The 18,648-nt window shown below is 69.7% G+C and carries 12 protein-coding genes; 6 read left to right on the top strand and 6 right to left on the bottom strand.

The features are described from left to right. Window positions 1–2 precede the first annotated feature (2 nt). The gene (locus tag GFK26_RS17300) at window positions 3–1,295 is read right to left on the bottom strand and encodes a type IV pili methyl-accepting chemotaxis transducer N-terminal domain-containing protein (protein WP_153283042.1); all 1,293 of its coding nucleotides are present in this window, start codon (window positions 1,293–1,295) and stop codon (window positions 3–5) included. Between the two features lie 259 nt (window positions 1,296–1,554). On the opposite strand from GFK26_RS17300, the gene GFK26_RS17295 reads away from it, so the two are divergent. Next, the gene (locus tag GFK26_RS17295) at window positions 1,555–2,823 is read left to right on the top strand and encodes an MFS transporter (RefSeq protein WP_153283041.1); all 1,269 of its coding nucleotides are present in this window, start codon (window positions 1,555–1,557) and stop codon (window positions 2,821–2,823) included. A gap of 20 nt (window positions 2,824–2,843) precedes the next feature. Here the strand turns inward: GFK26_RS17295 and GFK26_RS17290 are convergent, their stop codons facing one another. Continuing rightward, the gene (locus tag GFK26_RS17290; protein WP_153283040.1) at window positions 2,844–4,562 is read right to left on the bottom strand and encodes a bifunctional protein-serine/threonine kinase/phosphatase; all 1,719 of its coding nucleotides are present in this window, start codon (window positions 4,560–4,562) and stop codon (window positions 2,844–2,846) included. 64 nt (window positions 4,563–4,626) lie between these two features. Between GFK26_RS17290 and nirB the strand changes: the two genes are divergently transcribed. The 5 genes from nirB to cobA all read left to right on the top strand — a co-directional run bounded on the left by nirB (window position 4,627) and on the right by cobA (window position 12,281). Beyond that, window positions 4,627–7,059: a nitrite reductase large subunit NirB gene (gene nirB, locus GFK26_RS17285; RefSeq protein WP_153283039.1), complete on the top strand. Its 2,433-nt coding sequence runs from the start codon at window positions 4,627–4,629 to the stop codon at window positions 7,057–7,059. 32 nt (window positions 7,060–7,091) lie between these two features. Beyond that, window positions 7,092–7,487 carry a nitrite reductase small subunit NirD gene (nirD, locus tag GFK26_RS17280; RefSeq protein WP_153283038.1) on the top strand — a complete coding sequence of 132 codons (396 nt, stop codon included), beginning with the start codon at window positions 7,092–7,094 and terminating at the stop codon, window positions 7,485–7,487. An 81-nt stretch (window positions 7,488–7,568) separates the two neighbouring features. Beyond that, entirely contained in the window at window positions 7,569–10,376 is a 2,808-nt protein-coding gene (locus GFK26_RS17275; RefSeq protein WP_153285996.1) for a nitrate reductase, read from the top strand. Between the two features lie 196 nt (window positions 10,377–10,572). Then, window positions 10,573–11,478, top strand: coding sequence for a DNA-binding protein YbiB (gene ybiB / locus GFK26_RS17270; RefSeq protein ID WP_153283037.1), 906 nt, complete (start codon window positions 10,573–10,575; stop codon window positions 11,476–11,478). Beyond that, a complete protein-coding gene (gene cobA, locus GFK26_RS17265) occupies window positions 11,475–12,281 on the top strand; it encodes a uroporphyrinogen-III C-methyltransferase (RefSeq protein WP_153283036.1) in 807 nt (268 codons plus the stop codon). Before ybiB ends, cobA begins: the two co-directional genes overlap by 4 nt. Here the strand turns inward: cobA and GFK26_RS17260 are convergent. The 4 genes from GFK26_RS17260 to GFK26_RS17245 all read right to left on the bottom strand — a co-directional run bounded on the left by GFK26_RS17260 (window position 12,278) and on the right by GFK26_RS17245 (window position 18,512). After that, complete coding sequence (locus tag GFK26_RS17260) at window positions 12,278–15,445, bottom strand: efflux RND transporter permease subunit (RefSeq protein WP_153283035.1); 3,168 nt, start codon at window positions 15,443–15,445, stop codon at window positions 12,278–12,280. The two genes, cobA and GFK26_RS17260, sit on opposite strands and share 4 nt — an antisense overlap. Next, complete coding sequence (locus GFK26_RS17255; protein ID WP_153283034.1) at window positions 15,442–16,941, bottom strand: efflux RND transporter periplasmic adaptor subunit; 1,500 nt, start codon at window positions 16,939–16,941, stop codon at window positions 15,442–15,444. Before GFK26_RS17255 ends, GFK26_RS17260 begins: the two co-directional genes overlap by 4 nt. Beyond that, the gene (locus tag GFK26_RS17250) at window positions 16,938–18,170 is read right to left on the bottom strand and encodes a TolC family protein (protein ID WP_153283033.1); all 1,233 of its coding nucleotides are present in this window, start codon (window positions 18,168–18,170) and stop codon (window positions 16,938–16,940) included. The genes GFK26_RS17255 and GFK26_RS17250 overlap by 4 nt, the downstream gene beginning before the upstream one ends. A 75-nt stretch (window positions 18,171–18,245) precedes the next feature. After that, window positions 18,246–18,512, bottom strand: coding sequence for a hypothetical protein (locus GFK26_RS17245; RefSeq protein WP_228121672.1), 267 nt, complete (start codon window positions 18,510–18,512; stop codon window positions 18,246–18,248). Between the last annotated feature and the right edge of the window lie 136 nt (window positions 18,513–18,648).

Raw genomic sequence — 18,648 nt, 5'->3', positions numbered from 1 at the left:
CGTCAAGACATGATGACCTGCAGGCTGTGCTCGTACCACCCGGTCAGGCGCTCGAAGGTGTCCACGAGCGCCTCGCTGGAACGCACCAGCGTGGCGCGCCCTTCGGGGCTGTCGAGCGCCTGCACGCCGCCGACGAGGCGCAGCCACTCGTCGCGCGCGCTCACCAACCCGGCGCGGATCTCGGGGGAGCTGAGCGGTGCGCGCTCCAGCTCCAGCAGCGCGGCTTCGAACTCGTTCATGGTCGGCAGCAGCCGGTCGCGCGAGGCGCCGGCCGCGAGCGTCGAGGCCAGCAATGCATCCTTCGCCAGCCGCTGCGCGCGCATGCGCTGCCGTCCGCAGATGTTGACGATGCGCAGCGCGCGCCGCGCGCCCGAAGCCTCCAGCGCATCCGTCAGGGATTCGGCCGCCGACAGCAAGGCCTCACCGCGCGCATCGATCGCAGCAAGCCCCGTCGACGCGGGCTTGGCGCCCAGCAGCGCAGCCAGCCCAGTCCACGCGGCCTGCACCTCGCCGAGCGCCTGCACGCCGGCCGGGCCCAGCTCGAGGGCCGCCAGATGATCCAGCGTCTGCTGCACCCGCTCGGTCGATTGCGTGCGCAGCACGCGCGCACGCTGCGCATCGATACCGGCCGCGAGCTGCGCCGCCACCCGCACCAGCCGCTGCGAGAGCATGCGCAGCTGGCCCGCGCGGTTGATCGCCTCGGCCCACTGCGCAGCTTCGATGACCGAGCGCGACACCTCGCCCAGCCGCAGGTTGGCGTGCATTGCGGCACCGCGCAGCAGGCCGAAGGCTTCGTCCTCGCCGATGCCGCGCGCGGACATCAGCAGGCCCTTGGCGCGGTCGACCCACTTGCGCTCGTCCATGCGCGTGCGCAGGCCGTCGAGCTCGGTGCGCAGCGCGGCCTCGCGCGTCCAGCGGGCCTGCGCCTGCGCAATCAGTGCGGCGAGCGAATCGACGCCTTCGTGGGGTACCCACGCGTGCACGCCCGCGGCCACGAGCGCGGCATGCTGCGTGCCGTCCAGCGGCGCGCTCATCACACCCAATGCGCAGGGCGGTGCGCCGCGCCATGCGGCCAGCGCTTCGAGCAGCGCATCCAGTTGCGGCGGTGTTTCATCCAGATGCACCAGGACCATCGACGGTGCAAGCGCCTGCGTGCGCTGCACCAGCGTATGGCAGCCCGCACGCCCCAGCACCGTGACACTCGCGACGCCCGCGGCATCGATCGACTGCTGCAGCGACGCCGGCAAGGACTCGCCCTCAGCGGGTTCGGGGGAAAGGACGACGAGAAGGGACATGGCGGCAAGGAGTGGCAAGGCCCCGGAAGCATAGGTCACGCCAGCCTGAATTCGCGGGCACGCCTCTTGCATCGAACAGGGCACGGTGTAACGAAGCACCGCTTTGGTGAGGCTGCAGGTTCCTGCATCCAACCCGGCCACTCTCAGGCCGGGCCCCCCCCATGCCGACGGCGTTCGCCGACGGTACCCCGACTCCACCCCTGTCCGTCGACACGGCCGCCTCCCGGTCGCGCCGCGGCTTTTTGCACGTTTGAACACCATGTCAGGTTTCAGGAATTTCTTGCAGTCAGGCCACAGTCCGACCCTGTTCGCGGCCTTCCTGTACTTCTCGTTCTCCTGCTGCATCTGGGTGCTCAACGGCGCCATGGCGCCCTTCATCGGCGAGACCTTCGATCTCTCGCCCGCGCAGAAGGGCCTGATGCTGTCGGTGCCGATCATCGCGGGCGCGCTCATGCGCTTTCCGCTGGGCCTGCTCTCGCAGTACATCGGCCGCAAGAAGGCCACGCTGGTCGAGATGGGCCTCATCGCCGTGGCGATGCTGTTCGGCTTCTTCTTCGTGAAGAGCTTCAACGACCTGCTCGCGATGGGCGTGCTGCTGGGCATCGCCGGCGCGAGCTTCGGCGTGGCGCTGTCGCTGGGCTCGGGCTGGTTTCCGCCGCAGCACAAGGGCCTCGCCATGGGCCTGGTGGGCGCGGGCAACGTGGGCACGGCCGTGTCGGTGCTGGTGGCGCCGCCGCTCGCCCTGTGGCTCGGCTGGCAGGCGGTGTACGGCGTCGCCGCAGTCGCGATCCTGATCCCGATGGTGGTGATGGTGCTGTTCGCGAAGGAACCGCCCGATGTGGACCCCCACGGCAGCTTCCGCGCACACATCGCCTGCCTGTTCGAGAAGGACGGCTGGGTCTTCAGCCTGATCTACGGCGTGACCTTCGGCGGTTTCATCGGCCTCACGACCTTTTTGCCCTCGTACTACTACGACCAGTTCGGCGTGAGCAAGGTGCAGGCCGGCCAGCTGACGATGCTCGCGGCCTTCATGGGTGCGGCGGTGCGCATCGTAGGCGGGTGGCTGTCCGACCGCTGGGGCGGCGTGAACACGCTCACGGTGGTGCTGCTGGTGGTGGCCGTGGGCCTCGTGCTCGTGGGCTTTTCGTCAGGCTCGCTGGCGCTCACCACGCTGCTGCTCATCGTGTGCTTCGCCGCGCTGGGCGCGGGCAACGGCGCGCTGTTCCAGCTGGTGCCCCTGCGCTGGCCCGCGAGCACCGCAGTGGCCGGCTCGATGATCGGCGAGATCGGCGCCCTCGGCGGCGGCCTCGTGCCCAACGCCATGGGCCTGTCGAAGCAGTACCTGGGCAGCTATGTCTGGGGCTTCGTTTTCTTCGCGCTGCTGTCGCTCGTGATGCTCGGCGTGATGCGCGTGATGCAGATCCGCTGGACGCGCACCTGGGCCGAAAAAGGTGGGCGCGCACGCGTCACGCCCGCCCTTGCTGCTGCCGCAAAGCCCGCGCCCGTTCGCAAGGCCGCCCGCTCATGACCCTTGCCGCCCGCCCCCGCTCAACGTGGCAGGAAGAGAAGCCACACGATGAGCAGCACGTTGAACAGCACCGACACGCCGAGCGCGAGCTGGTACAGCGCGAGCGGGTCGCGGCGGATCAGCGGCGTGGCGGCGGGCGCGTTCACGGGGCGCGAGGCGCCGCGCTCCAGCGCGAGCAGCATCTCCTCGGCGGTCTCGAAGCGTTCGCGCGGATCCCGAGCCACGGCCTTGCGCACCAAATGGTCGAGCCACACGGGCACGTCGGGCCGCAGGCGCGAGAGCGCGACCGGATCGCGCCGGTAGCGCGCCACTTGGTAGGGCTCGATCTCGCCGTAGGGCAGGTGCCCACCCAGCCACTGGTACAGCGTGGCGCCGAGCGCGAACAGGTCGCTGCCCGCGTCGGCCACGCCACCCTCTTCCCACTGCTCGGGGTTGATGTAGCTCGGCGTGCCCGCATGCAGCTCGCGCTGCGCCGCGCCCTCGCGGCCCGAGATCGCCACGCCCAGGTCGAGGATGCGCCAGCGGCCGTCGTCGCCCCGGTGCAGGTTGCCCGGCTTGATGTCGCGGTGGATCACGCCGTGGCGGTGCAGCCGCCCGAGCGCGCGGCTCACCTCGATGGCCGCGGCGACCACCTCGGCCACGGTGCCGCGCGCGCCGTCCTTGCGCATCTGCTCGAGCGTGCGCCCGCCGTGCCAGTCGAACACGATGTACAGCGCGCTGGCGTCCGGCGCGCGCTCGTGCACGCGCACGAAACCGCCGCCCTCGCCCACGCGCTGCCCCAGCCACGCTTCGTGCGCCAGCATCGCGCGCTCCTGCGGGTCGCTGGCGCGCGAGGGATGCAGCGTCTTGAGCGCAACGAGTTCGCGCGTGACCGGATGGCGCGCCTGGTACAGCAGGTGCACGCCGGTGTCAGCCACGGGCGCGGTGACGACGTAGCCGTCGAGCACGTCGCCCACCTTGAGCACGGGCGGCGGTGCGAGGCGTCGGCCGTCGCCGAGTTCGTCGTCGAGCTGGCGCGCGTCGAGCCCCACCACGCGGATCACCAGCGCGGTCGCGTTGTCGCGCGTGCCGGCGTCGAGCGCCGCATGCACGAGCGCCTCGCTCGCCGCTTCGGCATCGCCCTGCAGCGCGAGCGCGGCCACCTGCTGCGGCCTGAGCACGCCGTGCACGCCGTCGGTGCTGAGCACGAAGCAGTCGCCCACGCGCACGTCGCCCTGCACGTAGTCGACGCGCACCTGGTCGTCCAGGCCGATGGCGCGCGTGAGCCGGCTGCGCATGTCGGGGTGATCGAAGGCATGGTCTTGCGTGAGCAGCTGCGCGGGCTCGCCGTCGGCGCGCACGCGCCAGGCGCGCGTGTCGCCCACGTGGGCGAGCGTGTAGCTCTGGCCGTGCAGCACCAGCGCGGTGAGCGTGGTGAGCGCCGTGCCGGCGCCCTCCTGCTTGCCCTGGCGCCGGCGGTTGTGGTCGGCCAGCCAGCCGTTCTGCGCGCCGATCAAACGGTCGAGCGCGGCGGTCGGTTCCCAGGTCGCGGGCGTGGCGAAGTAGTCGGCCAGCAAACCCATCACCGTGGTCTGCGCCGCTTCGCGGCCGCGTCCGCCACTCGACACCCCGTCGGCAATGGCCGCGATGAGCCCGCGCGCTTCGTCGCCAGCGGGTGCATGCACCGCGCCGGCGAAATCTTCGTTCGCGTCGCGCGGCCCGCGCTGGCTGCTGTAGCCGATGTCCACTTCAAAGCTCATGGCGCGATTCTGACCGCGCGCCGCGGGCCGTCGTTCGGTTGATTTCCCTGAAAGGCCCCGCCCCATGAAGAAAATGAAACTCGTGATGGTCGGCAACGGCATGGCCGGCGTGCGCACGCTCGAAGAGCTGCTGAAGATCGCACCCGACCTGTACGACATCACCGTCTTCGGCGCCGAGCCGCACCCGAACTACAACCGCATCCTGCTGTCGCCCGTGCTCGCGGGCGAACAGACGGTCGACGAGATCGTGCTCAACAGCTGGGAGTGGTACTCAGACAACCACATCACGCTGCACGCCGGCAAGAAGGTGGTCGAGGTCGACCGCGTGAACCGCATCGTGCGTGCGGACGATGGCACCGAGGCGCCCTACGACCGCCTGCTGATGTGCACCGGCTCCAACCCCTTCATGCTGCCCGTGCCGGGCAAGGACCTGAAGGGCGTGATCGCCTACCGCGACATCGCCGACACCGACTACATGATCGAGACCGCGCGCACGCACAAGAACGCGGTGGTCATCGGCGGCGGCCTGCTCGGCCTCGAAGCGGCCAACGGCCTGATGCTGCGCGGCATGACCGTCACCGTCGTGCACGTCATGCCCTGGCTCATGGAGCGCCAACTCGACGACGTGGCGGGCAAGCTGCTGCAGAAGTCGCTCGAAGACCGTGGCCTGAAGTTCCTCATGGGCGCGCAGACGCAGGACCTCGTCGGTGGCGACGATGGCCGCGTGAAGGCCATCCGTTTCAAGGACGGCACCGAAGTCGCGGCCGACCTCGTGGTGATGGCCGTGGGCATCCGCCCCAACGTCGAGCTGGCCGAGAAGATGCGCCTGCACTGCAACCGCGGCATCGTCGTGACCGACACCATGCAGACCGTGACCGACGCGCGCATCTACTCGGTGGGCGAATGCGCGGCGCACCGCGGCATCGCCTACGGCCTGGTGGCGCCGCTGTTCGAGCAGGCCAAGGTCGCGGCCAACCACCTGGCGCTGTTCGGCATCGGCCGCTACCTGGGTTCGCTCACCTCGACCAAGCTCAAGGTGACGGGCATCGACCTGTTCAGCGCCGGTGAGTTCATGGGCGGCGAAGGCACCGAAGAAATCGTGATGAGCGACCCCTTCGGCGGCGTCTACAAGAAGCTGGTGCTGAAAGACGACAAGCTGATCGGCGCCTGCCTGTACGGCGACACGGTGGACGGCAGCTGGTACTTCAAGCTGCTGCGCGACGGCCGCAGCGTGCACGACATCCGCGACAAGCTGATGTTCGGCGAATCGAACATCGGCGACACCGGCCACGAGGGCCACAGCAAGGCCGCGAGCATGCCCGACGACGCCGAGGTGTGCGGCTGCAACGGCGTGAACAAGGGCACCATCTGCAAGGCCATCAAGGAGAAGGGCCTGTTCACGCTCGACGAGGTGAAGAAGCACACCAAGGCCAGCGCCAGCTGCGGCTCGTGCACCGGGCTGGTCGAGCAGATCCTGATGTTCACGGCCGGTGGCGACTACTCGGCCACACCGAAGAAGAAGGCGATCTGCGGCTGCACCGAAGCCAGCCACCAGGACGTGCGCGACGCGATCCGCAAGGAACACTGGCTCACACACGACGACGTGTACCGCGCCATGGGCTGGCGCACGCCCAACGGCTGCGCCACCTGCCGCCCAGCCGTCAACTACTACCTCATCAGCACCTGGCCCAAAGAGGCGAAGGACGATCCGCAGAGCCGCTTCATCAACGAACGCAGCCACGCCAACATCCAGAAGGACGGCACCTACTCCGTCATTCCACGCATGTGGGGCGGCCACACCACGCCCGACGAACTGCGCCGCATTGCCGACGCGGCCGACAAATACAAGATCCCGACCGTCAAGGTCACGGGCGGCCAGCGCATCGACCTCTTGGGCGTGAAGAAGGAAGACCTCGAAGGCGTGTGGAAGGACATCGGCATGCCCTCGGGCTTTGCCTATGCCAAGTCGCTGCGCACGGTGAAGACCTGCGTGGGCAGCGAGTGGTGCCGCTTCGGCACGCAAGATTCCACGCAAATGGGCAAGGACCTGGAGCGCGCGCTGTGGGCCATGTACTCGCCGCACAAGGTGAAGCTGGCCGTGTCGGGCTGCCCGCGCAACTGCGCCGAGGCCGGCATCAAGGACGTGGGCGTGATCGGCGTCGACTCCGGCTGGGAGCTCTACGTGGGCGGCAACGGCGGCATCAAGACCGAGGTGGCGCAGTTCCTCGTGAAGGTGAAGACCGCCGAGGAAGTGATGGAGCACGCCGGCGCCTTCCTGCAGCTGTACCGCGAGGAAGGCTGGTACTTGGAGCGCACCGTGCACTACATCGGCCGCGTGGGCCTGGACTACGTGAAGAAGAAGATCCTCGAAGACGTCGAAGGCCGACAGGCCCTGTGGGAACGGCTGCAGTTCGCGCTCGACGGCGAGCCCGATCCGTGGTTCGAGTCGGCCCAGGCCTCGGTGGATGTGCGGCAGTTTGCGCCGCTGTCGGTGTGAGCCACGCATCAGAACAACAAGGAGCGCCCACCATGAGCGATTGGAAAGCCATCTGCCGCCTCGACGACATCCCCGTGCTCGGCGCGCGCCGCGTGATGCGGCCCGCCGGCCTGGATGTGGCCGTGTTCCGCAATGCCGAGGACCAGGTCTTTGCACTGCTCGACCGCTGCCCGCACAAGGGCGGCCCGCTGAGCCAGGGCATCGTGTTCGGCACCAGCGTGGCCTGTCCGCTGCACAACTGGGCCATCGGCCTGGACGACGGCTGCGCCCGCTCGCCCGACGAAGGCTGCACGCCGAAGTTCGCGGTGAAGCTGGAAAACGGCGTGGTGCACCTCGACACCGGCGAGCTGGCCACGCACGCACTCGACCTGGAGCGCCCGGTCGCCGGCCCGAAGGTGTTGTCCCCTCTCCCTCTGGGAGAGGGCTAGGGTGAGGGCAGCAGCGTGCGCATGAACAACGTCGTCACCATCGCCAAGGCCGCCAGTCCTCGCCTCCCGGGAGAAGACGTGCTGCGGGAAACGAAATCCACCTGCCCGTACTGCGGCGTCGGCTGCGGCGTCGTCATCGAATCCGCCGGCGACCAGATCACCGGCGTGCGCGGCGATCCCGACCATCCCGCCAACTTCGGCCGCCTGTGCAGCAAGGGCTCGACCCTGCACCTCACGGCCAGCGCGACCGTCACGCGCCAGACGCGCTTGCTGCAGCCGATGCAGCGCGCGGTGCGCGGCGAAGCGCCTGCAGTCGTCGGCTGGGACACCGCGCTCGACCACGCCGCCGGAAAGTTCGCGCAAGTGGTGCGCGACCACGGCCCCGACGCGGTCGGCTTCTACGTGTCGGGTCAGCTGCTCACCGAGGACTACTACGTCTTCAACAAGCTGGCCAAGGGCCTGGTCGGCACCAACAACATCGACACCAACTCGCGCCTGTGCATGAGCAGCGCGGTCGCGGGCTACAAGCAGACGCTGGGCGCCGACGCGCCGCCGGCCTGCTACGACGACCTGAAGCACGCCGAGTGCCTGTTCATCGTGGGCAGCAACACGGCGTGGGCACACCCCATCCTGTTCCGGCGCATCGAGGACGCGAAGGCCGCGAACCCGGCGCTGAAGATCGTCGTGGCCGACCCGCGCCGCACCGACACGGTCGAGATCGCCGACCTGTTCCTGCCGATCCAGCCCGGCACCGACGTGATGCTGTTCCACGGCATGCTGCACCTGATGCTGTGGGAAGGCTGGACCGACACCGCCTACATCGCGGCCCGCACCAACGGCTTCGACGCACTGAAGGCCACCGTGCGCGACTGCACGCCCGACACGGTCGCGCAGATCTGCGGCATTCCGAAGGACGACCTGCTCGCGGCGGCGCGGATGTTCGCCACCTCGCCCGCCACGCTGAGCCTGTATTGCCAGGGCCTGAACCAGTCGTCCAGCGGCACGGCGAAAAACGCCGCGCTCATCAACCTGCACCTGGCCACGGGCCAGATCGGCAAGCCCGGCGCGGGCCCGTTCTCTCTCACGGGCCAGCCCAATGCAATGGGCGGACGCGAGGTGGGCGGCCTGGCCAACCTGCTGAGCGCGCACCGCGACCTGGCGAACCCGGACCACCGCGCCGAAGTGGCCGCGCTGTGGGGCCTGGATCGTGAAGGACGCTCGGTGCCCGAGAAGCCCGGCAAGACGGCCGTGGAAATGTTCCAGGCCGCGGCCGACGGCGAGATCCGCGCACTGTGGATCGCCTGCACCAACCCCGCCCAGTCGATGCCCGACCAGGCCACGGTGCGCCGCGCACTCGAACGCGCCGAGTTCGTCGTGGTGCAGGAAGCCTTCGCCACCACCGCCACCTGCGCCTTCGCCGACCTGCTGCTGCCCGCCACCACCTGGGGCGAGAAGGAAGGCACCGTGACCAACAGCGAGCGCCGCATCTCGCGCGTGCGCCCCGCCGTGGCCGCACCGGGCGAGGCGCGCAACGACTGGTCGATCGCCGTGGCCTTCGCGCAGCGGCTCGAACGGCAGTTGGGCCGCAGCTTCACGCTGTTCCCTTACGACAACGCCGAATCGGTCTGGAACGAGCACCGCGAATCCACGCGCGGGCGCGACCTCGACATCACCGGCCTGAGCTACGCGATGCTCGAGCGCGCCGGCCCGCAGCAATGGCCGCTGAAGGAAGGCGACCGCACCGGCCGCGTGCGCCTGTACGAAGACGGCGTGTTCCCCACGCCCGACGGCCGCGCGCGCTTTGTCGACACGCCCTACAAGCCCGTGGCCGAGGCGCGCGAGGCACGCTTTCCCTTCTCGCTCAACACCGGCCGGCTGCGCGACCAGTGGCACGGCATGAGCCGCACCGGCACGGTCGGCAAGCTGTTCGGCCACGTGGCCGAACCCATGGTGCAGATGAACGCGCAGGACATGGCGCGCCGCCAGATCGCCGAGGGCGACCTGGTGCACCTCACGTCGAAGCGCGGCTCGATCCTGCTGCCCGCGCGCGCCAGCGCCGAGATCGGCCTGAGCCAGGCCTTCGTCGCCATGCATTGGGGCGAGGAATACCTGAGCGGCTGTTCGTCGACCGGCACGCGGCTCGCCGGCATCAACGCGCTGACCACACCGGCCTACTGCCCGACCTCGAAGCAGCCCGAGCTCAAGCACACGCCCGTGAAGATCCTCAAGGCCGAGCTGCCGTGGTCGCTGCTGGCCATGGCCTGGCTGCCCGCCGGCGACGCGCTCACGGCCCAGCGCGCGCTGCAGCCGCTGATGGCGCTGTTTCCCTTTGCCACCTGCGTGCCGTTCGCGAGCAACGCACCGGGCGAAGAAGAGCGCAGCGGCGTGCTTTTTCGCGCCGCCGCGCACGACGCGCCCGACGCCGCGCTGGTCGACAAAATCGAAGCCCTGCTGGGCCTGCAGACCGCCGACACCCTGCGCTACGCCGACCACCGGCGCGGCCAGCGCCGCGCCGCGCGGCTGGTGCGCCGCGCCGACGGCAGCGCCGGGCTCGAAGCCTTTTTGCTGGGCGGCGACACCAGCGCCGAAGCCTGGATCGCCACCCTGCTGCGCGAGGAACTGCCCGCGCAGAGCTACGGCCGCCTGCTGCTGTCGCCGGGCGCCCGCGCGCCGGTGGCCGTGCAGTCGCGCGGCAAGCCGGTGTGCGCCTGCTTCAACGTGACCGACCGCGCCATCGAGGCCGAGCTGGGGCGCTGCATCGGCAGCCCCGACGAGCGGCTGGCGGCGCTGCAGGGGGCGCTGAAATGCGGGACGAACTGCGGGTCGTGCATTCCTGAGCTCAAGCGCATGGTGCGGGCAGCGCCGGTGGAAACGGAGGCGACGTTGTGATACGTCGTCTGCATTGCCCCCTCTCCCCTTGGGGAGAGGGCTGGGGTGAGGGTGGGCGGCGATGACGTCCGCGCAATATTGCAAGGCCGCTGCCCTCACCCTAACCCTCTCCCGCAGGCGGGAGAGGGGACAAGACACCCGATGCATAAGCCGACTCACATTCCGGCATAAGCGTTGCAGGACAATCCGCCTACCCATGGGAATCAGCCACTACATCAAGGAAATCGGCCGCGGCGCGCGAGGCGCCCGTCCGCTCACGCGCGAGCAGGCCTGCGACCTGTTCGGTCAGGTGCTGGACGGCACGGTCACCGACCTGGAAATCGGCGGCTTCTGCCTCGCGATGCGCATCAAGGGCGAGACGCCCGAGGAGATGGCCGGCTTTCTCGACGCCACGCACGCGCGGCTGAACCCCGTGACGACCCGCGGCGGCCCGCTGATCGCACTGCCCAGCTACAACGGCGCGCGCAAGCTGCCGGTGCTCACGCCGCTCCTGGCGCTGCTGCTGGCGCGCGAAGGCCTGGCGGTGCTGGTGCATGGCAGCGCGAGCGAAACCTCGCGCGTACTGGCATCGAACGTGCTTTCAGCCCTGGACATGCCCCCCATGACCACGCTCACCCCGCTCGCCGCCGGCCAGGTGGGCTTTGCCCCGACCGAGCTGCTGAACCCCGCGCTCAAGCGCCTGCTCGACGTGCGCCGCGTGGTGGGCCTGCGCAACCCCGGCCACAGCGTGGTCAAGCTGATGCGCCCGACCACCGGCCCCTGCGTGGTGGTGGCCAGCTACACGCACCCCGAATACGCCCGCACGATGGGCGAGACCTTCGAGCTCACGGGCATGACCGCCCTGCTCTCGCGCGGCCTCGAAGGCGAAGTGGTGTCCGACCCGCGCCGCACCGCGCAGATCGACGGCTTCGTGCGCGGCGTGCGCAGCGAACTCCAGGCCCAGGCTGCCGGCACCACCGCCGACGTGCCCGGGTTGCCGAAAGAAATCGACGTCGCCACCACGGCCGAGTACACGCGACGCGTGCTGGCCGGCGAGCTTCCCGTGCCCGAAGCCATCGCGACGCAAGTCAGGCACATCACCGAACTGGCCTCCCACGCATGAACCACGCACTTCCCCTCATCACCGGCCGCTGCACGCTGGTGGGCGCCGGCCCCGGCGACCCCGAGCTGCTGACGGTCAAGGCCGTCAAGGCGATCCAGGCCGCCACGGTGCTGCTGGTCGACGACCTCGTGAACGACGCCGTGCTCCAGGCCTATGCCCGGCCCGGCGCGCGCATCGTGCATGTGGGCAAGCGCGGCGGCTGCAAGAGCACGCCGCAGGCGTTCATCGAGCGCCTCATGATCACGGCCGTGCGCGAGGGCGAGACCGTGGTGCGCCTCAAGGGCGGCGACCCGTTCATCTTCGGGCGCGGCGGCGAAGAGGTGGAGCACCTGCGCGAAGCCGGCATCGAATGCACCGTGGTCAACGGCATCACCGCCGGCCTGGCCGCCGTGACCTCGCTGGGCGTGCCGCTCACCCACCGCGACCACGCGCAGGGCGTGGTGTTCGTCACCGGCCACGCCAAGACAGGCGCCGGCGCGGCCGAAGACCCGACCGACTGGCGCGCGCTGGCCGCCACGGCGCACAACGCCCGCCTCACGCTGGTGATCTACATGGGCGTCTCGGGCGCCGGCCATATCGAGCGCGAACTGCTGCACGGCCTGCCGGGCGACACGCCCGTGGCCGTGGTGCAGCACGCAAGCCTGCCGCACCAGCGCCACCTCGTGGCCACGCTGCAGGGTCTGCAGGCCCGCATCGCCGATGCCGGGCTGGTCAGTCCGGCGGTGATCGTGGTGGGCGATGTGCTGCAGGGGCTGGCCGCAGCCGCGCTGCAGCCGGGCGACGCCGGCCGGTTCGGTACCTAGCCAGTTTCTCCACACCTTGTTCCCGTCAAAGCCGAGGCGCGCTCCGCGTGGCCGCGACGGCGCAGCAGATACCAGGCCGCGGGCACGACGAGCATGCTGAGCAGCGGCGCGGTGACCATGCCGCCCACCATGGGCGCGGCAATGCGGGTCATCACCTCCGAGCCGGTGCCGCTGCCCCACAGGATGGGCAGCAGCCCCGCCATCACAACGGCCACGGTCATGGCCTTGGGCCGCACGCGCAGCACCGCGCCTTCGCGGATCGCTGCCAACAAGGTGTCGTCGTTCATCGGCTCCCCGGCGTCCAGGCGCCGTGCCAGCGCATTCTTCAGGTAGATCAGCATCACCACGCCGAACTCGGCCGCCACGCCCGCCAGCGCGATGAAGCCCACCGCCGTCGCGACCGAGATCGAGTGGCCCAGCGCCCAGATGAGCCAGAAACCGCCGACGAGCGAGAACGGCACCGCCGCCATCACCAGGGCCGCATCGGCGAATGAGCGGAACAGCAGGTACAGCAGCACGAAGATGACCGCCAGCGTGGCCGGGACCACCAGCTTCAGCCGCTCGGTCGCACGCTCCAGGTATTCGAACTGGCCGGACCACGACACCGCATAGCCGGCGGGCATCTTCACCACCTTCTCGACCGCCGCCTGCATGTCGTTGACGGCGGAGCGCAGGTCGCGCCCGCGCACATCCACGTAGACCCAGCCCGAGAGCCGCGCGTTCTCGCTGCGCAGCATCGGCGGGCCGTCTTCGATCGCGATGCGCGCGACGTCGCCGAGCAGCAACTGCGCGCCCTTGTCGGTCACGAAGGGCAACTGCCGCAGCCGCTCCAGCGAATCGCGGATCTCGCGTGGGTAGCGCACGTTGATGGGGTAGCGCTCGCGGCCCAGGATGACCTCACCCACGTTCTCGCCGCCGATGGCCGTGGACACCACGGCCTGCACATCCGCCACCGAGAGCCCGTAGCGCGCCGCTGCGAGCCGGTCGACATCGACGTCGATGTAGCGCCCGCCGGTGAGCCGCTCCGCCAGCGCCGACGACACGCCGGGAACGTTCTTGACCGCCACCTCGATCTGCGTGGTGAGCGAATCGATGGTGCCCAGGTCCGCCCCCGCCACCTTGATGCCGACCGGGCTCTTGATGCCCGTGGCCAGCATGTCGATGCGGTTGCGAATGGGCGGCACCCACACGTTGGTCAGGCCCGGCACCTTGACGGCGCGGTCCAGTTCCTCGACCAGCCTGTCGGGCGTCATGTCGGCGCGCCATTGATCCTTCGGTTTGAACTGGATGGTGGTCTCGAACATCTCGAGCGGCGCCGGGTCGGTCGCGGTGTCCGCGCGGCCGGCCTTGCCGAACACGCGCGCGACCTCGGGCACGGTCTTGATCAGGCGGTCGGTCTGCTGCAACAGCTCGGCGGCCTTCGACACCGACAGCCCCGGCAGTGCCGAGGGCATGTAGAGCAGGTCGCCTTCGTCCAGCGGCGGCATGAACTCACCGCCCAGCCGCATCAGCGGAACGGCCGTGAGCGCGAGCACCACGGCAGCCACGGCGAGCGTTCCCTTGGGAAAGCGCAGCACCAGCTCCAGCGCGGGCCGGTACACCGCCATCAGGAAGCGGTTCACGGGGTTGGACGCCTCGTGCGGAATGCGTCCGCGCACCAGGTAGCCCATGAGCACCGGGATCAACGTGACCGACAGGCCCGCCGCAGCGGCCATGGCGTAGGTTTTGGTGAAAGCCAGCGGCGAGAACAGCCGCCCCTCCTGCGCCTCGAGCGAGAACACGGGCACGAAGGACAGCGTGATCACCAGCAGCGAAAAGAACAGCGCAGGCCCGACCTCCACGGACGCATCGGCAACAAGCTGCCACCGTTCCCCCACTGTCGGCTGCCGGCCCTGCGCCGTCTCGAACACCTCGATGTGCTTGTGCACGTTCTCGACCATCACGATGGCGCCGTCCACCATCGCGCCGATGGCGATCGCGATGCCGCCCAGCGACATGATGTTGGCGTTGACACCCTGCCAGTGCATGACGACGAACGCCGCCAGCACGCCGATCGGCAACGCCACCACCGCCACGAGCGCGGAGCGCAGGTGGAACAGGAAGACCGCGCAGACGAGCGCGACGACGATGAACTCCTCGATCAGCTTGCCGCGCAGGTTGTCCACGGCGCGGTCGATCAGCAGCGCGCGGTCGTAGGTGGGCACGATCTCGACGCCCGGCGGCAGGCCGGGCCTGAGCGTCTCCAGCTTGGCCTTGACGGCCTCGATGGTCGAGCGCGCGTTCTTGCCCGAGCGCATGACGATCACGCCGCCGGCCACCTCGCCTTCGCCGTCGAGCTCGGCGATGCCGCGGCGCATCTCGGGGCCGATCTGCACCGTCGCCACGTCACGCAGCAGCACCGGCGTCGCGCCCGTCAGGGCCAGCGGGATGGTGCGGAAGTCGTCCAGCGAACGCAGGTAGCCGCGCGAACGCACCATGTATTCGGCCTCGGCGAGTTCCACGACCGAGCCGCCCGAGGCCTGGTTGGCCTTCTGCAGCGCCGCCACGACCATCGACTGCGTGATGCCGAGTGCGCGCATGCGGTCGGGGTCGAGCACCACCTGGTACTGGCGCACCATGCCGCCGATGCTGGCGACCTCGGCCACGTCGGGCACCGTCTTGAGTTCGAACTTGAGGAACCAGTCGTTCAGCGCGCGCAGCTGCCCGATGTCGCGCGTGCCCGTGCGGTCGACCAGTGCGTACTCGTAGACCCAGCCCACGCCCGTGGCATCGGGGCCCAGTGATGCATTGGCACCGGCCGGCAACCTGCTCTGCACCTGGTTCAGGTACTCGACGACGCGCGAGCGCGCCCAATACGGATCGGTCTTGTCGTCGAACAGCACGTAGACGAACGAGTCGCCGAAGAAGGAGTAGCCGCGCACGGTCTTGGCGCCGGGCACGCTGAGCATCGTGGTGGTCAGCGGGTAGGTGACGAGGTCTTCGACCACCTGGGGTGCCTTGCCAGGGAAAGGCGTGCGGATGATGACCTGCGTGTCCGACAGGTCGGGCAGCGCATCGAGCGGCGTGCGGGCGGCCGACCACCAGCCGGCAGCCACCAGGAACAGGGTCGCGATCAGCACCAGGAAGCGGTTGCCGACCGACCAGCGGATGAGGGCGGCGATCATTGCTTCGCACCCTGTGGCATGCGCTGCACGGAGACCAGTTCGTAGCCCGTGGGGCCGCCTTCCTTGAACTCGAAGCGGATCTGGTCACCGGGCTTGATCTGGGCGAAGGCGTCTGGCGACGTCTTGGCGAAGCCCATCGTCATGGATGGCCACTTGAGCGTGGCGACAGGGCCGTGCGAGATCGTGAGGCCGTCTGGCTCCACGCTTTCGACCCTCCCTTCGGCCTTGTGCAGCACGGCGGCCGGAGGGGTCGTTGCCGGCGAAGGTGCCATGGTGCCCAGCACCGAACGCAGCCGGGCTTCCGAGTCGATGAGGAACTGGCCGCTGGCGACGACCTGGTCGCCTTCATTCAGGCCCGAGACGACTTCGGTGTCGTCGCCCAGGTCCGCGCCCGGCGACACGTCGCGCGGCTCGAACGCGCCGTCTGCCTTGCGCACGATGACGACCGCGCGCTTGCCGGTGCGGATGACGGCTTCGGACGGCACGACCAACCGGGTGCTGGCGGGGCCCGTCACCTGCAGGCGCAGCAGCATGCCGGGTGTGAGCTTGCCGTTCCTGTTGTCGACCTCGAAACGGGCCTTCAGGGTGCGGGTCGACGTGTTGATCTCGGGAAGGATCTCGTCGAGCGCCCCCTCGAAAGACTGGGCCGCATCGGCCTGAAGGATCGCCTTGACCTTCTGGCCGCGCGCGAGACGCACGGCCCGCGCTTCCGGAATCTCGGCCACCGCCCAGACCTTCTCCAGGCCCGCGATGCGGAACAGCGTCATGCCGGGCGTGACGGCGACGCCTTCGCGCACGCCCAGCTCGGCCACCACGCCGTCGGACGGCGCAGTGAGCACGTAGCGCGCCTGCGCCGTGCCGGTCTCCTCGCTGCGGCGAATGAGCTCGGCGGGGATCGACAGGGCCCGCATCCGGTCACGCGCAGCTGCAATGAGATCGGGGGCGACGCCCGATCGCTTGAGGGCCAGCAGCTCGTTCTGCGGCCCGAGCCACTCCGGCGCGAAGACCGTCGCCAGCGCCTGTCCCTTGCGCACGCGCTCCATGGGCGCGCGGACCGACAGGCGCTCGACGTAGCCGGCGACGCGCGTCTGCACGGCGACGTTGCGCCGCTCGTCGAACTGCACGGTGCCGACCGCATCGAAGGACGCGGCGCTTTGTGTGCGCCGCACGCTCGCAAGCCGGATGCCGAGGTTCTGCTGGACCGTGGGGCTCACCTGCACGCTGCCCTGGTTGGCCGTGCCTGTGGCGCTGTCTGCGTACATGGGCACAAGTTGCATGTCCATGAAGGGCGACTTGCCGGGCTTGTCGAAGCGCGGGCCCGGAACCATGGGGTCGTGCCAGTAGAGAACCTTGCGACCGTCGGCCGTGGGTGCGTGGGTCGGCACGGCCATCGACGCGTCCGTGGGTTGTGCCGTCCTGCGGCCCAGGTAGAAAGCGCTCGCTGCGAGCACCAAGGCGGCCAGCAGCGCTGCGCCGATCGTTCGGGTCCGGTTCATGGGGCCACCTCGGCAGCAAGCGGCCGGAAGGCCAGTTGAACGTGGGTCCTGGCCAGGTCGCGCTGCAGCGTCAACAGCTTGCGCTGGGCTTCGACTTCGGCATGCCGTGCCTCGAACAGCGTGACGAGGCTGCCCTGGTTGGAGCGGTAGGCCGCGGTCGCGGCAGCCGTTCTGTGGCCGGCCGGAACGACGACGCCGGCGCGGTAGCGGTCGATGCGCTGTAGCAGGCGTTGCGCATCGCTGCGGAGCGCCCGGTATTCGGCGGTCGCGGCCCGGGTGGCTTCGGCCAGGTCGGCCTCGGCCTTCTCGACCAGCGCCAGCTTGGCCGCGGTGTCCCGGTCCTGCCTTTGCGCGGGGGCAACGGGCAGCGGAATGCTCAGGCCGACCGACACCATGTCGGCATAGCCGCTGCGCTGGCCGTAGGCGAGCTCCCAGGTCCAGTTGGGCTTGCGGTTGGACGCGGTGACGGCGGCCGTCTGCCTGGCCACATCGACATCGCGCTGCATGGCCGCGACCGTGGGGTGTGCGGCCACATAGGCTTCTTCGGATGGCAGGGCGATGGCAGCCGGAGGCAGCAGGTCGTCAGGCGGTATCCCGACCCAGCGCTGGAAAGCGACGCTTGCGGCCTCCTGCTGCTGCAGGAAGTCTGCCGTCTCGTCTTCCGAGACGCCTCTGGCGCCAGCCAATGCCAGCACGTCCTGGCTGCTCCCCGCGGCCGAAGACAGGCGCGCACGCGACGCCTCCCACTCTTCATGCGCATGGAGCTCCATGAGCCGCGCGAGCTTCAGGCTCTCCCCGAGGTAGAACGCGTCCACGTACGCGAGCGCGGTCTGCTGGCGGGTGTCGGCGGCTGCGGCCTGCACCTGCACCGTTTCCCGGCCGACCGAGGCATCGGCGGCGGCCTGCCGCGCGGCGCGCTTGTCGGCGGACAGCCATTCCTGGCTGATGCCGATGCGCTTCATCGTCATCGAGTCACGCGTGGTGTGGAAGCGATCCGCGCCCGTCGCGGGCAGGTTGTCGACACCGATGCGCAGTGTGGGGTCGGGAAGCTCCGGGGCCGCGGATGCCGCCGCCGTGGCGCTGGCGACGCCGGCACGGGCGGCGCGGGTGGCTTCGGAACGCCGGGCGGCAAGCTCAAGCGCCGCGTCAAGGGACAGGGGGGCCGCCGCCACAAGGGACGGCAGCAACGCGACGGCCCAGACGGCCGCGCGCGACAAAGGAAGGGACATGAGAACTCCGCAAACGAACGAGGTATCGCTGGCAAGCGGACGCGCCGCACCAGCACCAGTCAGTCGAGGGAGGTGTCAGACGCGCAGTCTGCGCGTGGCAAGAAAAACAGGATCGGGCGGTGGATGCTGCCGCTCCGGCACGGCCTGCGGCGGAAGCACGTGGCCTTCCGGCACCAGCACCAGGGGCATCACCACGAGCTGCACGATGGCGGGCAGCGAGGGCGTGGTCAGCTTCACCGGTTCGAAGGACAGCGACAGGTCGGCGGCGTGCTGGAAGCACAGCACGGGCTGCACCGTGTCCATGCTGTCGCAGGGCTCGCCGGAAGCCATCATTTCGGGCATGGCACCCGCATCCGGCGCACCGGGACAGACATAGCCCGCCAGAGCCAGCTGCGAAAACAGCAGCGACAGGGCTGCGAAAAACGCAACCAGGCAGCGATGGAGATGACGGCAGCGGACCATGGCCGGTGGAGTTTAG

Origin of the sequence: Variovorax paradoxus (genome assembly GCF_009498455.1) — a bacterium.
Lineage (GTDB): Bacteria > Pseudomonadota > Gammaproteobacteria > Burkholderiales > Burkholderiaceae_C > Variovorax > Variovorax paradoxus_H.
The sequence above is the reverse complement of the archived record's forward strand: the minus strand, read 5'-3'. Positions and strand labels throughout refer to the sequence as shown.

Excerpts from the sequence above, each read along its gene's own strand:
- cobA (WP_153283036.1), top strand. The coding sequence starts at position 11,475 with ATGAACCACGCACTTCCCCTCATCACCGGCCGCTGCACGCTGGTGGGC.
- GFK26_RS17245 (WP_228121672.1), bottom strand. The coding sequence starts at position 18,512 with ATGCCCGAAATGATGGCTTCCGGCGAGCCCTGCGACAGCATGGACACG.
- GFK26_RS17255 (WP_153283034.1), bottom strand. The coding sequence starts at position 16,941 with ATGAACCGGACCCGAACGATCGGCGCAGCGCTGCTGGCCGCCTTGGTG.
- GFK26_RS17290 (WP_153283040.1), bottom strand. The coding sequence starts at position 4,562 with ATGAGCTTTGAAGTGGACATCGGCTACAGCAGCCAGCGCGGGCCGCGC.
- nirD (WP_153283038.1), top strand. The coding sequence starts at position 7,092 with ATGAGCGATTGGAAAGCCATCTGCCGCCTCGACGACATCCCCGTGCTC.
- GFK26_RS17260 (WP_153283035.1), bottom strand. The coding sequence starts at position 15,445 with ATGATCGCCGCCCTCATCCGCTGGTCGGTCGGCAACCGCTTCCTGGTG.
- GFK26_RS17250 (WP_153283033.1), bottom strand. The coding sequence starts at position 18,170 with ATGTCCCTTCCTTTGTCGCGCGCGGCCGTCTGGGCCGTCGCGTTGCTG.
- ybiB (WP_153283037.1), top strand. The coding sequence starts at position 10,573 with ATGGGAATCAGCCACTACATCAAGGAAATCGGCCGCGGCGCGCGAGGC.
- GFK26_RS17295 (WP_153283041.1), top strand. The coding sequence starts at position 1,555 with ATGTCAGGTTTCAGGAATTTCTTGCAGTCAGGCCACAGTCCGACCCTG.
- nirB (WP_153283039.1), top strand. The coding sequence starts at position 4,627 with ATGAAGAAAATGAAACTCGTGATGGTCGGCAACGGCATGGCCGGCGTG.
- GFK26_RS17300 (WP_153283042.1), bottom strand. The coding sequence starts at position 1,295 with ATGTCCCTTCTCGTCGTCCTTTCCCCCGAACCCGCTGAGGGCGAGTCC.